The following is a 15,061-nucleotide window of genomic DNA, read 5'->3' as shown; positions in this document are numbered from 1 at the left end:
CAGGCAGGTGAGGGGGGTGGGGGAATACCGATCGGTAACCGGAACCCGATCATGCCATGTGCACGCTACGACCGTCATGTCCGGATCCCGCCAACTCCTCGGCCAGGCACGGTCGTTGAATCTTCACCCGCCCCTGCGTCCCGGCCCGGTCCGCCTCCTCACGCAGCGTCCCCGCCTCACGCAGCGCCCCCGCCTAGCGCAGCGTCCCCGCCTTCGTCCCGTCCGTGAGCTTGCCCGACAGGTCCACCTGCGCACCGGCCGGCGCCTTGACCGCGAGCCGGTTGCCGTTCGCGGCCCCGCTCACCCCGCCGCCCGACACCGACAGCGAGGCGAACTGCGCACTGCCCGCCGCCAGCACGTACCACTGCCCCGCACGCGACTTCCACAGCACGCCCGCCAGCACCCGCGGCTCCCGCGGCCCGCACGCCGCCGACCCCTCGGACTTGGCCGCCTGCGCCGCCGTCGCCGAGCCCGGCGCCAGGAACTGCGCCTGCACCCGGTCCGCCGCGCCCTGCCAGGTCTCGGCCCGCGTGCAGAGCCAGGTCGCCGTGCCGTCGCCCTCCGGCAGCGGCTGCTTCGCGTACGTCCAGGCGTTGACCGTACGGACCCCGTGCGAGCGGACCGACGGCAGCAGGCAGGCGATCTTCGACCAGTCGCCCAGTTCCGCGGCCTCCGTCACGTCGCGCTCGGCGCCCGGAGCGCCCGACGTCAGCCGGGCCGGGGTCAGTTCCCCGAGGTCGGTGATGAGCCGGGTGGTCCCGTCGCCGGTCAGGGCCAGCGCGTTCCAGCTCGTACAGCTGCCCGCCGGGGCCGGGCCCGCGACCGGCGGGGTCACCCCGTCCGGGGCCGGCTTCAGCGCCGCCGCCGGGGCGCCGGGCTTGAGGAGGTCCCGCAGGGAGACGCCGGTGACCCAGGGCGCCGTGAGGTAGCGGACGTTGCCGTCGACCCGGCTGAGCACCAGCGCGGTCGCCGTGTCGGCCGAGGCGCCGTCGGTCCGGGCGAAGTCGAGGGCCGCGCCTGCGGTCCCGGTGCGCGGTTCGGCGTAACGGACCACCCGCAGGCCGTCGTGGAACAGCACCACGACGGCCTGGTCGACGGCGCCCGCGAACAGCAGCTGCGCCGGTCCCATCGGCGGCCCGGCGGGGGTCCCCGGCGTGGCCGAGACGACCACGGAGGAGCCGGGCCGGGCCCAGACGGCCAGCGCCCGGCGCAGCAGGGCGGCGTCGTCGGCGCGGTCCCCGCGGGCGGGCCAGGTGGAGAAGTCCGTACGGGAGGACGTGTGCCAGAGCGTCGGCGCGGCCCGGACCAGCTTCCCGGGATCCAGGGCCTGCTCGGCCGCGGCGTTGCGCGAGTAGAGCGGGGCCGCGGCCCCGTCCGAGCCCCAGCCCCCGCCGGGCAGTGCGAGCAGCGCCCCGCACACGGCGAGGGCGGCCGCGGCCGCCAGCGCGGCCCGGCCGAGCCGGCGCCGCCGCAGCAGGTCGGTGGGCCGGGCCTGGAGCACGCACGGGTCGAACTCGGGGGAGGCGAACAGCGCGTCGTTCGCCGGATCCCCGGACTCCGCGACGGCGGCGGCCGGATCCGGGACCCCGGCGTCGTCGAGCACCCGCAGCACCTCGGGCTCGGGCAGCCGCTCCAGGGCCCGCAGCACACAGGCGGCCCGGCCGGGCCCGTCGAGGGTGGCCAGCCACTGGTCGAGGGCGAGCTCCTCGGCCCCGCCCGAGCGGGGGAACAGCCGCAGCCCCCACACCTGGGGGAGCAGCGGCGGGAGCTGCGCGCGCCGGGGGAGCGCCCGGAAGGTCAGCGGGATCCCGGCCTCCAGGGCGGCGCGCAGCACGCGCAGCCGGACGTAGGAGTAACCGGAGTCGTCCGCGCCGGCCCGCTGGCCGGGGACCCCTCCCTGCACGGCCGCCGCGGCCGCCGCCGCGTCCCGCCGGCCGCGCGGCAGCGCCCGCTGGACCAGCGAGTGGGCGGTGAGCACCCGCCGGTTGCGGCCGAGGGCGGGCGGCAGCACCAGATAGGCGAGCCGCACCAGCCGCGGGTAGTGCTCGACGATCGCGGCCTCGGCCTGCTCGACGTCCGGCGGCACGGGAGACACGGGAGGCAGGGGACGGGTGGCGGTATCCGGCGCAGTCACGTTCAGCAGAACGAGCGAATCGTCGGATGGTCACCCGTCCGGAGGGTCCCGTTCGAGTGCAAAGTACGGCGGTGCGGGTCAGGCCACCAGGCGGGCGCGCAGCGCGTCGACCGTCTCGTCGGGGACGCCGAGCCCCTCGCGCACGTACTTCTCCATGCAGCCGTAGCGCGTCTCCACCTCGTCCAGCGCCGCCTCCAGGTACGAGGGGAAGACGCCGATCAGCGCGAGCGCGATGTCCGGGTCCCCGCCGGCGGCGGTGAACCCCTCGATCATCGGCGCGAAGGCCTGTTTCACCGCCGGGTTGACGGAGAGGTATTCGGCCATCAGGGTCTCGTCGTCCGCGCCGAGCAGCGCCAGGATCACCGTCGCGCCCCAGCCGGTGCGGTCCTTGCCGGCCGTGCAGTGGAAGAGCAGCGGGCCCGCCGTGGGGTCGGCGGCCTCGGTGAGCAGCATCCGGTACGCGGCCTGCGCGGAGACGGAGCTCACGAAGGACCGGTAGGTGTCGGCGAACAGGGCCTGGGCCTTGCCCCCGCCCAGGTGCTCCTCCGCCACGGCGGGGTCGGACAGCAGGTCCTTGAGCTGCGCCGCGGCGGGCTTCTTGCCGGCCTCCCGCAGCTTGTCCGCGAGGACGTCGCCGACCAGCAGCCGGGCGCCGTCGGGTATCCGGTCCGGGTGGTCGGCGCGCTCGGCGTCGGTGCGGAAGTCGATGACGGTCCGCACGCCCAGGGCCGCCACCACCGGATCGGCGTCGAGGTCGAGCCGGTCGAGCTGGCCGGAGCGCAGCACCAGGCCCGGACGGACGGTCCGGTCGCCGGCGAGCGGGGTGCCACCGAGGTCGCGGAGGTTGGCGACGGTGGTGGAGGGGGTGGCGGTCATCGTGGCGGCTCCAGCGCAGCGGTACGGTCATGCGGCGATTCAGGCAATTTTCTGCTGTTTCGTCCCGGAAAGACAATCGAGGGCCAGCGAGACCCCGACGCCGATCCCGAGCGCGGCCAGGTGGCCGGCGTCGGTGAAGGTGCGCCCGCGCTTGAGCACGGGCGCCGCGGCGAGCACGAGCAGGCCGGCCCGGGCGGCCGTACGGACCCTCCCGCGCGGCAGCGCCGAGGTCAGCGCGCCGAGCACGGCGTTGAAGCCGTAGCTCGTCCCCACGTCCAGGGAGCGCCGGGTCTGCGGATCGGTCGTCCCGCGCAGGGCGCCGTACACGAGGAGGGTCGCCGTGGCGTGCCCGAACAAGAACACCGCGGCCGTCCACCAGGCGCCGTACGCGTACTCGGCGTACCCGAGGACGGCGACGAGCAGCAGGGCGTAGGGCAGGGGCATCGGCTCCTCGACGACGACGGCGCTGCTCAGCAGCGTCTCCCAGCGCCCGGCGGCGAGGTTGTCGACGTTCGTCGAGCAGGTGCGCAGCAGCCGCTCCCGCTCCGCGGGCCCCATCCGTTCCAGGGCGTACGCCCCGAGCTGGACCCCGCCGGCGTACACCGCTCCCAGTGGAATTGCGTTCACGCACCCATGATCGGATACGGCCCTCTGGCGGACACCGGCGGGCCCCGTGCGAACATGTCCCGGCCATGTCTGAGAAATCCGCGCCCCTGCGCGCCATACGGGCCGCGATGTTCGCGGCGATGTGTGTCGCCTTGGGTGCCGCGGGGCATTCGTACATGTCCGGCAGAGATGTACCCCTGACGGGGCTTCTGGGTGCTTTCGCCCTGACCGGCGGGCTCGCCTGGCTCGCCGCCGGGCGGCGGCGCGGTCCCGTGGGCATCACCGCCGCTGTGCTCTCCGTCCAAGGGGTGCTGCACCTCCTCTTCTCGGGGAGCCAGGCCGCGGGGCACGTCGCCGCGGCGCAGGGACACCACCACCACGGGCCGGCCGCCGAGGCGGGCGCCGCGATGGCGACCGACGGCCCCGGCGCGGCGCACATGGCGGACATGGCGAGCGCGGCGGACATGGCCGCGAGGGCGGGGACGGCCGATGTCCCCGGGACGGCCGACATGGCGGGCATGGCCGACATGGCCGGGATGGCCGCCCACGGCGGCGCCGGGATGATCGCCGCACACCTGCTCGCCGGACTGCTCTGCGCCGCCTGGCTGGCGCGCGGCGAAGCCGCCGTCTTCCGGCTCGCCCGGGTCCTGGGGGCCGCCGCGCTGCACGCGGCCCGGCCGCTCTCCCGGGCCCTCGCCCTGGTGCGGGCGCGGGCGGCCGCCGTACCGGCCCCGCCCGTCTTCCCCGCCCCCTACGAGCGGCCGCGCGGCTTGCGCGGGGCCGTGCACGCCCATGCCGTGGTGCGCCGCGGGCCGCCCGGACCCGGTCCGTTCCCCCGCTTCACGGCCCCCGGCCGTCCTGCTCGCGCCTGACCCGGCGCTCCCTCGACGAGAGGGACGGCGAGACCTGGGGCCGATGTCCCCATGCCTTCGCCAACACCGAGGAACCCCCATGCCCCTTGACGAGGTCCAGGACGTCCGCACCCCGGACGCCACCCCCTCCGACATACCCGGGAGCCGCGCCGGCGGCTGGGCCGCGCTGCGGCCACTGCTCCTGCGCATGCACTTCTACGCGGGCCTGCTGATCGCCCCGCTGCTCTTCCTCGCCGCCGCCACCGGCCTGCTCTACGCGGCCTCCTGGCAGGCCGAGAAGATCGTCTACGCCGACGAGCTGACCGTCGCCCGCGTCGGCGAGAGCGTCCTGCCGCTCAGCGCCCAGGTCGCGGCCGCCAAGGGGGCCGCCCCCGACGGCTCGGTCGTGTCCGTGTGGCCGGCCCCCGACGCCGAGGCCACCACCCGAGTGATCATGGAGAGCGACGGGCTCGCGGAGGGCCGGACCCTCACCGTCTTCGTCGACCCGTATACGGCCGAGGTGCGCGGGCAGCTCGAGACCGCCGGTGACGCGCTGCCCCTGCGGGCCTGGCTGAGCGAGTTCCACTCCAGCCTGCAGCTCGGGGAGTTCGGCCGGAACTACAGCGAACTCGCCGCGAGCTGGATGTGGGTGGTCGCGCTCGGCGGTCTCGCCCTGTGGATCGGCCGCCGCCGCAAGCGCAGGGCGCAGCTCGTCCTCCCGGACCGCAAGGCCACCGGCCGCCGCCGCACCCTGTCCTGGCACGGGGCGGTCGGCCTGTGGGCCGTCGCCGGACTCGTCGTCCTCTCCGCCACCGGCCTGACCTGGTCCAAGTACGCCGGCGAGAACATCGGGCAGCTCCAGGACAGCCTCGGCGGGGCCACGCCCGCCGTCTCCGCGAAGCTGACCGCCGGCGCGGACTCCGGCTCCGACGAGCACGCCGGGCACACCATGCCCGACGGCACGCCGATGGCCCCGCCGCCCGCGCCCACCGCCGACGTCGGCCTCGACCAGGCCGTCGCCGCCGCCCGGGAGGCCGGAGTCACCGAGTCGATCCGCGTGACCCTGCCCGCCAAGGGCAAGGGGTACGTGGTCAAGGAGCAGGACAAGCAGGTGCCGGTGCACTTGGACGCGGTCGCCGTCGACCCCGCCGACGGCCGGGTCATCGACGAACTGCGCTTCGCCGACTACCCCCTGCTCGCCAAGATGACCCGCTTCGGCATCGACCTGCACATGGGTCAGACCTTCGGCCCCGCCAATCAGATCGCGCTGGCCGCGCTCGCCGTCGCCGTGATGTTCCTCGTCTTCTGGGGCTACCGGATGTGGTGGCTCCGCCGGCCGACGAAGGACCGCAAGCTGTCCGTGGGCCGGGCGCAGCCGCGCGGCGCCTGGCGGAAGCTGCCGGTGACCGCGCTCCTGCCGCTGGTCGCGGTGACGGCCGTGGTCGGCTGGTTCATCCCGCTGCTCGGGATCAGCCTGGTCGCCTTCCTCGTGGTCGACGTCCTGCTGGGCTTCGTCGCGGGCCGCCGCCGGGCCGCGGCCGCGTAGCCGCCGACAGCGCGTGGGCCCGTACTCCCCGGGGGAGTACGGGCCCACCGTCGTTCCGGACCGGCCGGCCGCTCAGGGCGCGTACTTGTAGCCCACCCGGCGCACCGTCTGGATCGCACCGCGGTGGGACGCGCCCAGCTTGCGGCGCAGGCGGGCGATGTGGACGTCCACGGTCCGGCCGTCGCCGACGTGGCCGTAGCCCCAGACGGTGGTGACCAGCTGGTCCCGGCTGTGCACCCGGTGCGGGTGCCGCACCAGGTGGGCCAGCAGCTCGAACTCCAGGTAGGTCAGGTCGAGCACCCGGCCGTCGACCTCGGCGGTGCGCTGCGCCGAGTCGATGCGGACGAGGGCGTCGCCCGCCGGCGCGGCCGCGGTCGGGGCCGGCACGGGGGCGGGCGCAGGGGCGGGCGCGGCCGGTGCGGCCACGGTGTGCGGGGTGAAGCCGATGGGCGGCTGCTGGTCGGCCGGTACGAGCACCAGGTAGCCGATCATCGGCGGCTGGCCCGGCACCGTCGGCAGGGTGTGCTGCGGCGCGGGCAGCCAGGTGGCCCCCGGCGGGAGCTGGTCCACGACCCGGGCCACCTCGTCCCGGTCCACGGAACGCAGCCGGTGGCGCGCAGGGGGCGGATAGGGCAGGGAAGCGGTCGCAGCAGAGGTGAGGGTGCGGGTGTTCGCCATGAGTGGTCAGCTCTTTCACGCGGAGTGGTCGGCAGGGAGACGTACGTACGTCATCGATGTCGCACCGCGCAGACCAAAGGCCTGAGGGAAGGTCAGAGAGGAGATCCCGGAGGCTTTAGAGGGCCGGCGCGTTCTTCGCGCGGCAACACTCCCGGTCGTAGTCGTGATCCTGACGGGAGGGCCAGAACGGCTCGAGGTCGCTGCGACCTGACGAGGTGTGCGGGTGGCTGGCCATGGCCCCATTCAAGCAGATGTCATGTCCACCGGGCAGGCTACGTCTCACATCATGGATCCGAATCTCATATTCCGCAACAAATACCCGACAAGTCAGGACAATTCGATCAACCCCGCAGCCGTGCCGTCCGCCCCCGGGGGACTGACAACGCCCGCCGGGCCTGGGGGCGCGGCGGGCGTTGGCGTGGGTTCGGGGGAGCCGGGGGTCAGACCAGGCCGTCCTTCTCCAGGCCGGTGCAGCAGGTGTCCGTGATGAGGCGGGTCACCACGTACGGGTCCACGTTCGCGTTCGGGCGGCGGTCCTCGATGTAGCCCTTGCCGTCCTTCTCCACCTGCCACGGGATGCGGACCGAGGCGCCGCGGTCCGAGACGCCGTAGCTGAACTCGTTCCAGGGGGCGGTCTCGTGCAGGCCGGTCAGGCGCTCGTCGATGCCCGCGCCGTAGTTCTTCACGTGGTCGAGCGGCTTGCTGCCCTCGCCCAGGGCCTCGCACGCCGAGATGATGGCGCGGTAGTCCTCGCGCATCGCCTTCGTGGAGAAGTTGGTGTGCGCGCCCGCGCCGTTCCAGTCGCCCTTGACCGGCTTCGGGTTCAGCGTCGCGGAGACGTTGAAGTCCTCGGCGGTGCGGTAGAGCAGCCAGCGCGCGATCCACAGCTGGTCGGAGACCTCCAGCGGGCCGACGGGGCCGACCTGGAACTCCCACTGGCCGGGCATGACCTCGGCGTTGATGCCGGAGATGCTCAGGCCCGCCGCGAGGCAGTGGTCCAAGTGCTTCTCGACGATCTCGCGGCCGAAGATCTCGTCCGAGCCGACGCCGCAGTAGTAGCCGCCCTGCGCCGCCGGGAAGCCGTTGACCGGGAAGCCGAGCGGGCGGGAGCCGTCGAAGAAGGTGTACTCCTGCTCGATGCCGAAGATCGGCTCCTGGGCGGCGAACTTCTCGGCGATAGGACGCAGCAGCGCGCGGGTGTTCGACTCGTGCGGGGTCATGTCGATGTTCAGGACCTCGCACAGCACGAGGACGTCGTCCCCGCCGCGGATCGGGTCCGGGCAGGAGAACACCGGGTTGAGCACGCGGTCGGAGGCGTGGCCCTCGGCCTGGTTGGTGCTCGATCCGTCGAAGCCCCAGATCGGCAGCGCGTCGCCGTCCGAGAGGATCTTCGTCTTGGAGCGAAGCTTCGCCGTCGGCTCGGTGCCGTCGATCCAGATGTACTCAGCCTTGTAGCTCACGGGCCCCATCCTCAGACTCTGCGGGTGCTGCTGGTCGCTGCTTCATCGCTGCGGTGATGACCGCAGCGTGCCCGCCCGCGATTTCCCTTCCGTTGCCCATGTGTGAACCCCGTGTTACCGAGGTTTACGCCGCAGGTCGGGTGGGCTGTGCGGGCCGCGAGCGGGTTGGGGGTGGAACGCCCGTCCGGGTGGGGCAGACTGGGCGCGTGAGCATTTCGTCTGATTTGAACCCCATCGGAGAGCCCCGACCGCGGGTCGGACTGCTCGGCACCGGCCCCTGGGCGCACCGCACCCACGCGCCCGCCCTCGCCGCGCACCCCGGCTCCGACTTCGCCGGCGTCTGGGGCCGCCGGCCCGAGGCGGCGGCCGAGCTGGCGCGCGCCCACGACGTGAAGGTGTACGAAGACCCCGACCAGTTGTTCGCCGAGTGTGACGCCGTGGCCTTCGCCCTGCCGCCCGACGTCCAGGCCCCCCTCGCCGTGCGCGCGGCCGCCGCCGGCTGCCACCTGCTGCTCGACAAACCCGTCGCGACGACGGTCGAGGAGGCCAGGGCCGTCGCCGACGCGGCCGGGCGCCACGGCGTCGCCTCCGTCGTCTTCCTCACCCTGCGCTTCGCCGAGCCCACCGCCGGCTGGGTGGCGGAACAGGCCGGACGCTCCGGCTGGTTCACCGCGGCCGCGCACTGGCTCGGCGCCGTCTTCCCGCCCGACGGCACGCCCAGCGCGTACGCCGATTCGCCCTGGCGCAAGGCCAAGGGCGGCCTGTGGGACGTCGGCCCGCACGCGCTCTCCGTACTCATCCCGGTCCTCGGCGAGGTCACCGAGGTCAGCGCCACCAGGGGCCCCTCCGACGTGGTCCAGCTGGCGCTGCGGCACGCCTCCGGCGCGGCCAGCACCGCCGTCCTCAGCCTGGGCGCGCCGCGCGCGGCCGCCGGCGTGGGCCTGCAACTGCGCGGTGCCGAGGGCGTGTACGAGCTGCCCGGCTGGAGCGACGTACCGGGTGCCTACGGCCGCGCCCTGGACGCGCTCCTCACCGCCGCCCGCACGGGCGTGCCGGATCCGCGCGGCGCGGAGTTCGGGGCCCGGCTGACGGAGATCCTCGCGGAGGCGGAGGCGCAGCTGCCGATGTGACGGACCGCCCGAGGTGACGGACCGCCCCGCCTACTTGATGACGGCGTTCGCCACGATGATGGCCAGGCCGATGGTGGCGTCGGCCAGGCCGATCAGCAGGGCCGAGGTCATCCGGTAGCCCACGCGGAGCGCGACGAGCGCACCCCAGCTGAACAGCAGGGCGGTGTTCAGCCCCAGCCCGACGGCGGTCACCGCGTAGGCGTCCCACTCGAAGACCCCGGCGGCGACCAGCAGCAGGACGGTGGGCAGGGCGGCCACGATCAGCGGCCATTCGTTCCACAGCGCCAGGCCCAGCATCCGCCACCGATGACGGGCGGAGTCCCGCAGGTGGGAGGCCATGTGGTGCGCATAGCCGTGCGCCAGCCCGGCGGTCGCGGCCGTCACGAGCACCCAGCTGGCGTCGTAGTACGGGGTGAACTCCTCCCCTTTCTGGTGCAGCGCGGCCAACAGCGCACTGGCCAGAACGGTCCCGTACACACCCCCGAACATCCAGTCGGCCCCGCCCCGCCCGGGTCGTGGGCCCGCCCCGGCGGGGAGGGCCGGCGGGGCCGCTTGTCCGTGTGGCTGCTGCTCCTCGTTCACAACGGGTCCTTTGATCCGATACGTCCTCTTTCCTGCTCTGGCCACCCTAGGGGGTGGGAGGTGGGGGTGAGATGAAGAGGGGTGGCGGGGGCCGGGGCCGGTGCGGCCCGGGCCCGCCGCTCGTAGGGCTTCAGCGGGTCGACGTCGACCTGCGGTCCACGCGGGTCGAATGCCCGGTGGTGCCGCGCAGGCCGATGAGGAACGCGGCGATGGGATCCGCTGCGGCCGGGGCTTCGGCGCGCAGGATCCGGTAGCCGTCGACTTCGACACCGTGGACGGGGCGCTGCTGCGGCCCTTCCTGAGGGAGTTCCACCCTGCCGGCCTTCCTCCGACGTCGCAGGGAGTCGGCACCTGCGGCAATGACTTCGGCGAGCCGGTTGGCGAAGGCCGCGTTGCACCCTCCGAGCCGGACGAAGCCGTGACCGGCCACCGGCCCGTCGTTGCTCAGGGAGGGAAGGGTCAGGCCCGCGAGCGCGAGTGCCGCCTGAAGGTTGGTGACGGCGTCTTCGCCGGCCTGGTAGGCGGTGTCCTGGCGCCGCTTGTACTGGACTCGCTCGGGGTAGCTCATTTCGTACATGTCGCTGATCTCTCGTGATAGGCGTGGAGGTGAGGCGCCGGAGCGCGTTGCGGGGTGCTTCAGCGGGATGGGGGCTTGCCGGGCGTGACCACCCCCACGGGCGTGGCTCAGCCGCGCGCGGCGGCTACCGGCGCGCGAGGGGGCAAGGGTGGGTAGACCGTCGGACTGAGTCTGCGTACGGCCCGTGACCATTGGTTTCGATCTTCGTTTCAAAGGTGCAGGCGAGCACCCCCGACGTGTGGAAAGGACCGGGTTGACCAGGGAGTTAGCGGCTACTACCGCCTTCGCTCTTCGGGGTCGCCGCCCAGGGGGCGTACGGTTCTCCGCCGCCGGCAACCGGAGCCCCTTGCCCACGTCCCCGGTCGTCGCGCTGACCTGCGCGCGAGCACGACCGTCAGGCGCCGTACCCGAATCCGCGGGTGTGCGAGGCGGGGCGGACCGCCCTGCCCTCCGCCGCGGGGTAACCGGGAGGGACGCTGCCCGACCCGCGCCCGGCCGCGGCCGTGTGCCTGAGCGGAACGGACAGCGAGGCCGTCGGGTTGCGGTGCCGCGCAGCGGCTTGACGAGGCGGCCGCGTGAGGGTGATCTGGCGGACCAGCTGCTGGAAACAGGCCAGCGCCGCGACTGCGGGCAGAGCGGACGCCGCCCCTGCGGCGATCGTTCTGGGCGCCTGGGCCACGCACAGAAGCGTGGCCAGGGTCGAGAACAACAAAACGATGGACCAGGAATGGAGCGCGCGGCGCTGGTGCAGGGCCGATCTGAGGATGGACAGGGAAGCGACCATCCAGGGGCCGTAGATCAGCAGGGGCCACCAGCTGACCACTTCGCGGGCGGTCTGGGGTCCGGCGCTGTGGCGCAGGGTGTCGCAGATGGCCAACCCGCTGAGGATGCTCACGACAGCGGCGATGGCCCCGACCAGCGCGGCGGTGAAAAGGCTACCCGTCTGCAGCAGGGTCACCACGGGCGTTTTCGGCAGGTGCCGGCGGTGCCCCCTGGAGGCTTGTGCGGGTGGCCGCCCGGTAGGGGTGTGCTTCAGTCCTGCGACGAAGCCGACGGCGTTGGCCGTGTCACCGGTGAGCGGCTCCCGCTGCCCGGACGCGGCGCTCTCCTGCAGAAGGTCGGCGAGTTCCTCCACCGGATCCCACGGCCGAAGGGCCTCACCGGGCCCGCCGAACGGTTGCCCGGTGGCGAAGGGTTGCACGGTGCCGAACGGTTGCCCGGTGGGGTCCGGCAGACCCCAGGACGTCGAGGTCTCCGGCTGGGGGTGGACACCGTGGAGGTTCGGGTACCCGTACGGCTCATACACGGGAACTGCCGCCCGAGCGCTCGCCGACGGTCGTAGGGGCCGCCCCCGTGTGCCCCCACCGCCTGCCGAAGTCGACCTGGATCGTGCTCATCGTATGGAGGAAGTCCTCGAAGATCGTGGACGAGTAGCTCAGATCGATCTCCAGACTCTCGTGTTCCAGCGTCGCGTTCCGGATCACGCCGCAGTCGCCTGAGCCCGGAATGAAAGTCCACTTCCCGATCCGGATCGCCCCGGAGTGAATGCCGGCTCCCTGTCCGTCTTCCTCTGCAGTACTGCGGAAGAAGAGGGGGAGCTTTGCTGTTGTCATATTCCATAAACGCTGTCGATGTTGGTCAGGGTATGCGCCATCCGGGTGATGGTGGTCGATGACCAAGTGTTGGGCCTGTCTTATCGGTTCGACAAACAGACCAGGCGCACATCGAGCGCGCCCTTTTCGCCGCCCGGCTCCGGCGCGACGGCCCCGCCACCCATGACGCGCCGTCCCCCCATTCCGCCGGAGCGGTTGATCTCCCGTGCCGCGCCGGGATGCGGCTGCGCATGCCGCCGGCTCTCGCTTCCGCAGGCGGCCCTCCAGGTCTTCCCCTCGACGTTGAGCCCCGTCATCGGCTCCGTCGACTTCGTCCTTCGGCAGTCGACTGATCATCGGTAAATGCATCGATATGCCGAGTCGGCGGATCCGCGCATGACTGCAATCGGAGGACAGGGCGCAACCCGGCATATGCCTCCGCGTTATGCCGAGGGATCACCGAGGCTCCGGTCTGGACGTCTCTCAACTTCAGCCTTCGAAAGGACCAGCCGTGGGACGCATCCTCCTGTGGATCGTGCTGATCTCCACCCCCCTGGGCACAGTTTTCACTGCCTTGAGGTCCTCAGGGATCGGCGGTCTCTGGGGCGTCGACACCCTTGAGCTGAGGCGCCGACAGCGCTTCATGCGGGTCCTGTCCCTCCATGTGGACGCCGTGCGGCTGTCTCGCGGGGACGTCGTGGTGTCGGTGGGGCGGGAGGAGGAGCCGCTCTGCGTCTTCGCCTCCGACTCCTTCCTGAGTCACGTCGGCCACCCGTCACATGAGATGTTCCGGCCGGATGACCCCTTTTCGCCGGTCGGCTCCACCCGCTGACGGCGGCCACGACGGCGGGCTGATCGATCAAGAGCGCACGGTGGAAAGGTGGCTGATATCGCCGAAACGCCCCGGCAATTCGCACATCGATAGGCGGGTGAAAACCCCGGCAATTGGTACATCGACAGGCGGGTGAAAACCCCGGCAATCCGTACATCGCTGCTTTCTCGCTGCCAAATTGGTTTTGTTGAAACAGTGACGGCTGTCGTATTCCTGCTCGATGTGCTTCCGCGCCGGCTTCGAGAGAAAGGTGGGACGTGCCCAAACTGAAAGAATTATTATCGATCTACCGCTGGGGTGCTCGCACACGGTCCACGGAAAGGGTGGCGTGAGGATGCGCCTCCGCGGCGACCCAGGCGCTCGTGGCCCCTGGGCGGCGGCAAGACGGCTGGCGTCCACGGTCCGGGCGATGTCGATGCGGACGATCCGCCGCCTGGCTGAAGCAGGTGCGGGCGGCGAAACCATCCCGCCCGGCACGAGGGTGAACTCGATGCCCGCACTTCAGGACGAGTACCGGGCGGGCTTCTCCCTGTCCCCACCTCCCCCGGCAGGGGCGGCGGCCGACCTCCACGCATGCCCATGGTGCCGGTCCCTCGGAAGCCCCGCGCCTCCCGGCGGGTCCGGGACCGCTGGGGACCGCCGGCCGTGACGGACCCGTTCAACAACCGGGCCCCGCCTCCCGGTCGGGTCCGCCGGCCCGTCCGCCGGGCGCCTCAGGCGGGCAGTCCCGACGTGCAGGCCGAAGCCGGACGCGGGTCTGCGCCGGGCTTCGTCACGCGCCGGGCTCCGGGGCGAACACGGTGTGGGCGGCCGTCAGGAAGCGGCGTACGGTGTCCCGTTCGGCGGGGTCGAAGCCGTCGAGCACCTGGAGCACCCCGTCGATCAGCGGGCCGAAGAACTCCCGGCCCAGACGGATCGCCGCCGGCTCCACACGCAGCAGGATCCGCCGTCGGTCGCGCTCGTCGCGGATCCGTGCCACGTGGCCGAGCCGCTCCAGCCGGTCGATCACGGCGGTGGTGCCGGCCGAGTTGAGGCCGAGCCGGGCGCCCAGCAGGCCGGCCGTGGCCGGCTCGTCGGCGCGGGCCGCGTCGAGCAGGCAGATCAGGGCCCGTACGTCGGTGGCGTGCATGCCGTTGCGGGCGGCGAACTCCGCCTGGCGCAGGCCGAACTCGACGGTCACCGCCCGCAGGAGGTGGACCAGCCGCAGGTTGTCGGGTTCCCGGTTGTCGTCCACATCGCCTCCGCCTAGGATCTCTCGCTGAGCGAGATTATCGCCCAGCGAGACATCGGAGCGCCGCCATGTCCTTCCGTGCCGCGTACGACGAGGTGCTCGGCCAGTGGCCCGGGCCCGTCGACGCCGTCGACCTGCCCACCCCGTACGGGACCACCCGCGTCAACAGCTGCGGCCCGGCCGGGGCCCCGCCGCTGGTACTGCTGCCCGGCGGCGGGGCCACCTCCACCGTGTGGGGCGCCGTCGCCACCGCCGGAGCCGCCCGCACGCACCGGATGCACGCCGTGGACCTGGTGGGCGACCCCGGGCTCAGCGTCCCGGCGCCCGGGCGGGCGATCCGGTCCGTGGCGGACCTCGTCGGCTGGCTCGACGCGGTCCTCGACGGGCTCGGCGCGCACGGACCGGTGACGCTCGGCGGCCACTCGTACGGGGCGTGGATCGCCGCCCACTACGCCGCCGGGCGCGCGGCCCGGCTCGGCCGCCTCGTGCTGATCGACCCCACCCAGGTCTTCGCCGGGCTCCGCCCCGGGTACGTGCTGCGCGCGCTGCCCGTGCTGGTGCGGCCCACCCCCGGGCGGATCCGCTCCTTCCTCGGCTGGGAGACCCGCGGGGCCGCCCTCGACCCGGCCTGGCTGCGGCTGCAGGACGAGAGCGCCCGCTTCCCCGCCGTCCGCCCCGTCACCGGGCCGCGCCCGGACCTGGCGGCGCTGGGTACGCAGCGGGTCGACGTCCTCTTCGCGGAGCGCGCCCGCTGCCACGACGCGGGCCGCGCGGGGCGCGTCGCGCGGGGGGCGCTGCCGGGTGCGGGCGTCGAGGTGCTGCCGGGGGTGGCGCACCACGCGCTCCCCCTGACGGCGGCTGTGGAAATCGCCCGCCGTCTGTGACGAGGCCGAGGCTCTGCCCGCGCCTCAATCGCCGGCGGGGCTGAACTTGCCCGGCCCATTCGGAGGGTGCGGCTCCAAGATC

General features: G+C 73.2%; 15 protein-coding genes. 5 read left to right on the top strand and 10 right to left on the bottom strand.

What is annotated here, in order from left to right; translation table 11 throughout:
- Nucleotides 1-193: 193 nt before the first annotated feature.
- The 3 genes from ACZ6JT_RS08635 to ACZ6JT_RS08625 all read right to left on the bottom strand — a co-directional run bounded on the left by ACZ6JT_RS08635 (nt 194) and on the right by ACZ6JT_RS08625 (nt 3,637).
- Nucleotides 194-2,134: a hypothetical protein gene (locus tag ACZ6JT_RS08635; RefSeq protein WP_469208660.1), complete on the bottom strand. Its 1,941-nt coding sequence runs from the start codon at nt 2,132-2,134 to the stop codon at nt 194-196.
- A 78-nt stretch (nt 2,135-2,212) separates the two neighbouring features.
- The gene (locus ACZ6JT_RS08630; protein ID WP_469208658.1) at nt 2,213-3,010 is read right to left on the bottom strand and encodes a tyrosine-protein phosphatase; all 798 of its coding nucleotides are present in this window, start codon (nt 3,008-3,010) and stop codon (nt 2,213-2,215) included.
- Between the two features lie 39 nt (nt 3,011-3,049).
- Nucleotides 3,050-3,637 (bottom strand): rhomboid-like protein, encoded by a 588-nt coding sequence (locus tag ACZ6JT_RS08625; RefSeq protein WP_469208656.1) that lies wholly within the window; start codon nt 3,635-3,637, stop codon nt 3,050-3,052.
- A 155-nt stretch (nt 3,638-3,792) separates the two neighbouring features.
- Here ACZ6JT_RS08625 and ACZ6JT_RS08620 point away from each other — a divergent pair, with 155 nt between their 5' ends.
- Both ACZ6JT_RS08620 and ACZ6JT_RS08615 read left to right on the top strand, forming a co-directional pair.
- Complete coding sequence (locus ACZ6JT_RS08620) at nt 3,793-4,488, top strand: hypothetical protein (RefSeq protein ID WP_469208654.1); 696 nt, start codon at nt 3,793-3,795, stop codon at nt 4,486-4,488.
- A 79-nt stretch (nt 4,489-4,567) separates the two neighbouring features.
- Nucleotides 4,568-6,013: a PepSY-associated TM helix domain-containing protein gene (locus ACZ6JT_RS08615; protein ID WP_469208651.1), complete on the top strand. Its 1,446-nt coding sequence runs from the start codon at nt 4,568-4,570 to the stop codon at nt 6,011-6,013.
- Between the two features lie 72 nt (nt 6,014-6,085).
- Here ACZ6JT_RS08615 and ACZ6JT_RS08610 read toward each other — a convergent pair whose 3' ends face one another.
- Both ACZ6JT_RS08610 and glnII read right to left on the bottom strand, forming a co-directional pair.
- Nucleotides 6,086-6,691, bottom strand: a complete 606-nt coding sequence (locus ACZ6JT_RS08610) for a winged helix-turn-helix domain-containing protein (RefSeq protein ID WP_469208649.1) — start codon at nt 6,689-6,691, stop codon at nt 6,086-6,088.
- A gap of 440 nt (nt 6,692-7,131) precedes the next feature.
- Nucleotides 7,132-8,151, bottom strand: coding sequence for a glutamine synthetase (gene glnII, locus ACZ6JT_RS08605; protein WP_469208647.1), 1,020 nt, complete (start codon nt 8,149-8,151; stop codon nt 7,132-7,134).
- A gap of 212 nt (nt 8,152-8,363) precedes the next feature.
- On the opposite strand from glnII, the gene ACZ6JT_RS08600 reads away from it, so the two are divergent.
- Entirely contained in the window at nt 8,364-9,281 is a 918-nt protein-coding gene (locus tag ACZ6JT_RS08600) for a Gfo/Idh/MocA family protein (RefSeq protein ID WP_469209596.1), read from the top strand.
- A 30-nt stretch (nt 9,282-9,311) separates the two neighbouring features.
- Here the strand turns inward: ACZ6JT_RS08600 and ACZ6JT_RS08595 are convergent, their stop codons facing one another.
- From ACZ6JT_RS08595 to ACZ6JT_RS08580, 4 genes are all read right to left on the bottom strand, one after another.
- The gene (locus tag ACZ6JT_RS08595) at nt 9,312-9,758 is read right to left on the bottom strand and encodes a hypothetical protein (protein WP_469208645.1); all 447 of its coding nucleotides are present in this window, start codon (nt 9,756-9,758) and stop codon (nt 9,312-9,314) included.
- 235 nt (nt 9,759-9,993) lie between these two features.
- The gene (locus ACZ6JT_RS08590; protein ID WP_469208643.1) at nt 9,994-10,440 is read right to left on the bottom strand and encodes a hypothetical protein; all 447 of its coding nucleotides are present in this window, start codon (nt 10,438-10,440) and stop codon (nt 9,994-9,996) included.
- A gap of 394 nt (nt 10,441-10,834) precedes the next feature.
- Nucleotides 10,835-11,746: a hypothetical protein gene (locus ACZ6JT_RS08585; protein WP_469208641.1), complete on the bottom strand. Its 912-nt coding sequence runs from the start codon at nt 11,744-11,746 to the stop codon at nt 10,835-10,837.
- Nucleotides 11,739-12,053, bottom strand: a complete 315-nt coding sequence (locus ACZ6JT_RS08580; RefSeq protein WP_469208639.1) for a hypothetical protein — start codon at nt 12,051-12,053, stop codon at nt 11,739-11,741. Before ACZ6JT_RS08580 ends, ACZ6JT_RS08585 begins: the two co-directional genes overlap by 8 nt.
- A gap of 490 nt (nt 12,054-12,543) precedes the next feature.
- On the opposite strand from ACZ6JT_RS08580, the gene ACZ6JT_RS08575 reads away from it, so the two are divergent.
- Complete coding sequence (locus ACZ6JT_RS08575; RefSeq protein WP_469208637.1) at nt 12,544-12,864, top strand: hypothetical protein; 321 nt, start codon at nt 12,544-12,546, stop codon at nt 12,862-12,864.
- Between the two features lie 772 nt (nt 12,865-13,636).
- On the opposite strand, the gene ACZ6JT_RS08570 is transcribed toward ACZ6JT_RS08575, so the two are convergent.
- Entirely contained in the window at nt 13,637-14,098 is a 462-nt protein-coding gene (locus ACZ6JT_RS08570) for a MarR family winged helix-turn-helix transcriptional regulator (protein ID WP_469208635.1), read from the bottom strand.
- A gap of 65 nt (nt 14,099-14,163) precedes the next feature.
- Between ACZ6JT_RS08570 and ACZ6JT_RS08565 the strand changes: the two genes are divergently transcribed.
- Nucleotides 14,164-14,979: an alpha/beta fold hydrolase gene (locus tag ACZ6JT_RS08565; protein WP_469208633.1), complete on the top strand. Its 816-nt coding sequence runs from the start codon at nt 14,164-14,166 to the stop codon at nt 14,977-14,979.
- Nucleotides 14,980-15,061: the final 82 nt, after the last annotated feature.

It is taken from the genome of Streptomyces sp. NPDC046308, from assembly GCF_055588065.1.
Note: the sequence above shows the minus strand (reverse complement) of the source record. Positions and strands in the feature narration are given on the sequence as shown.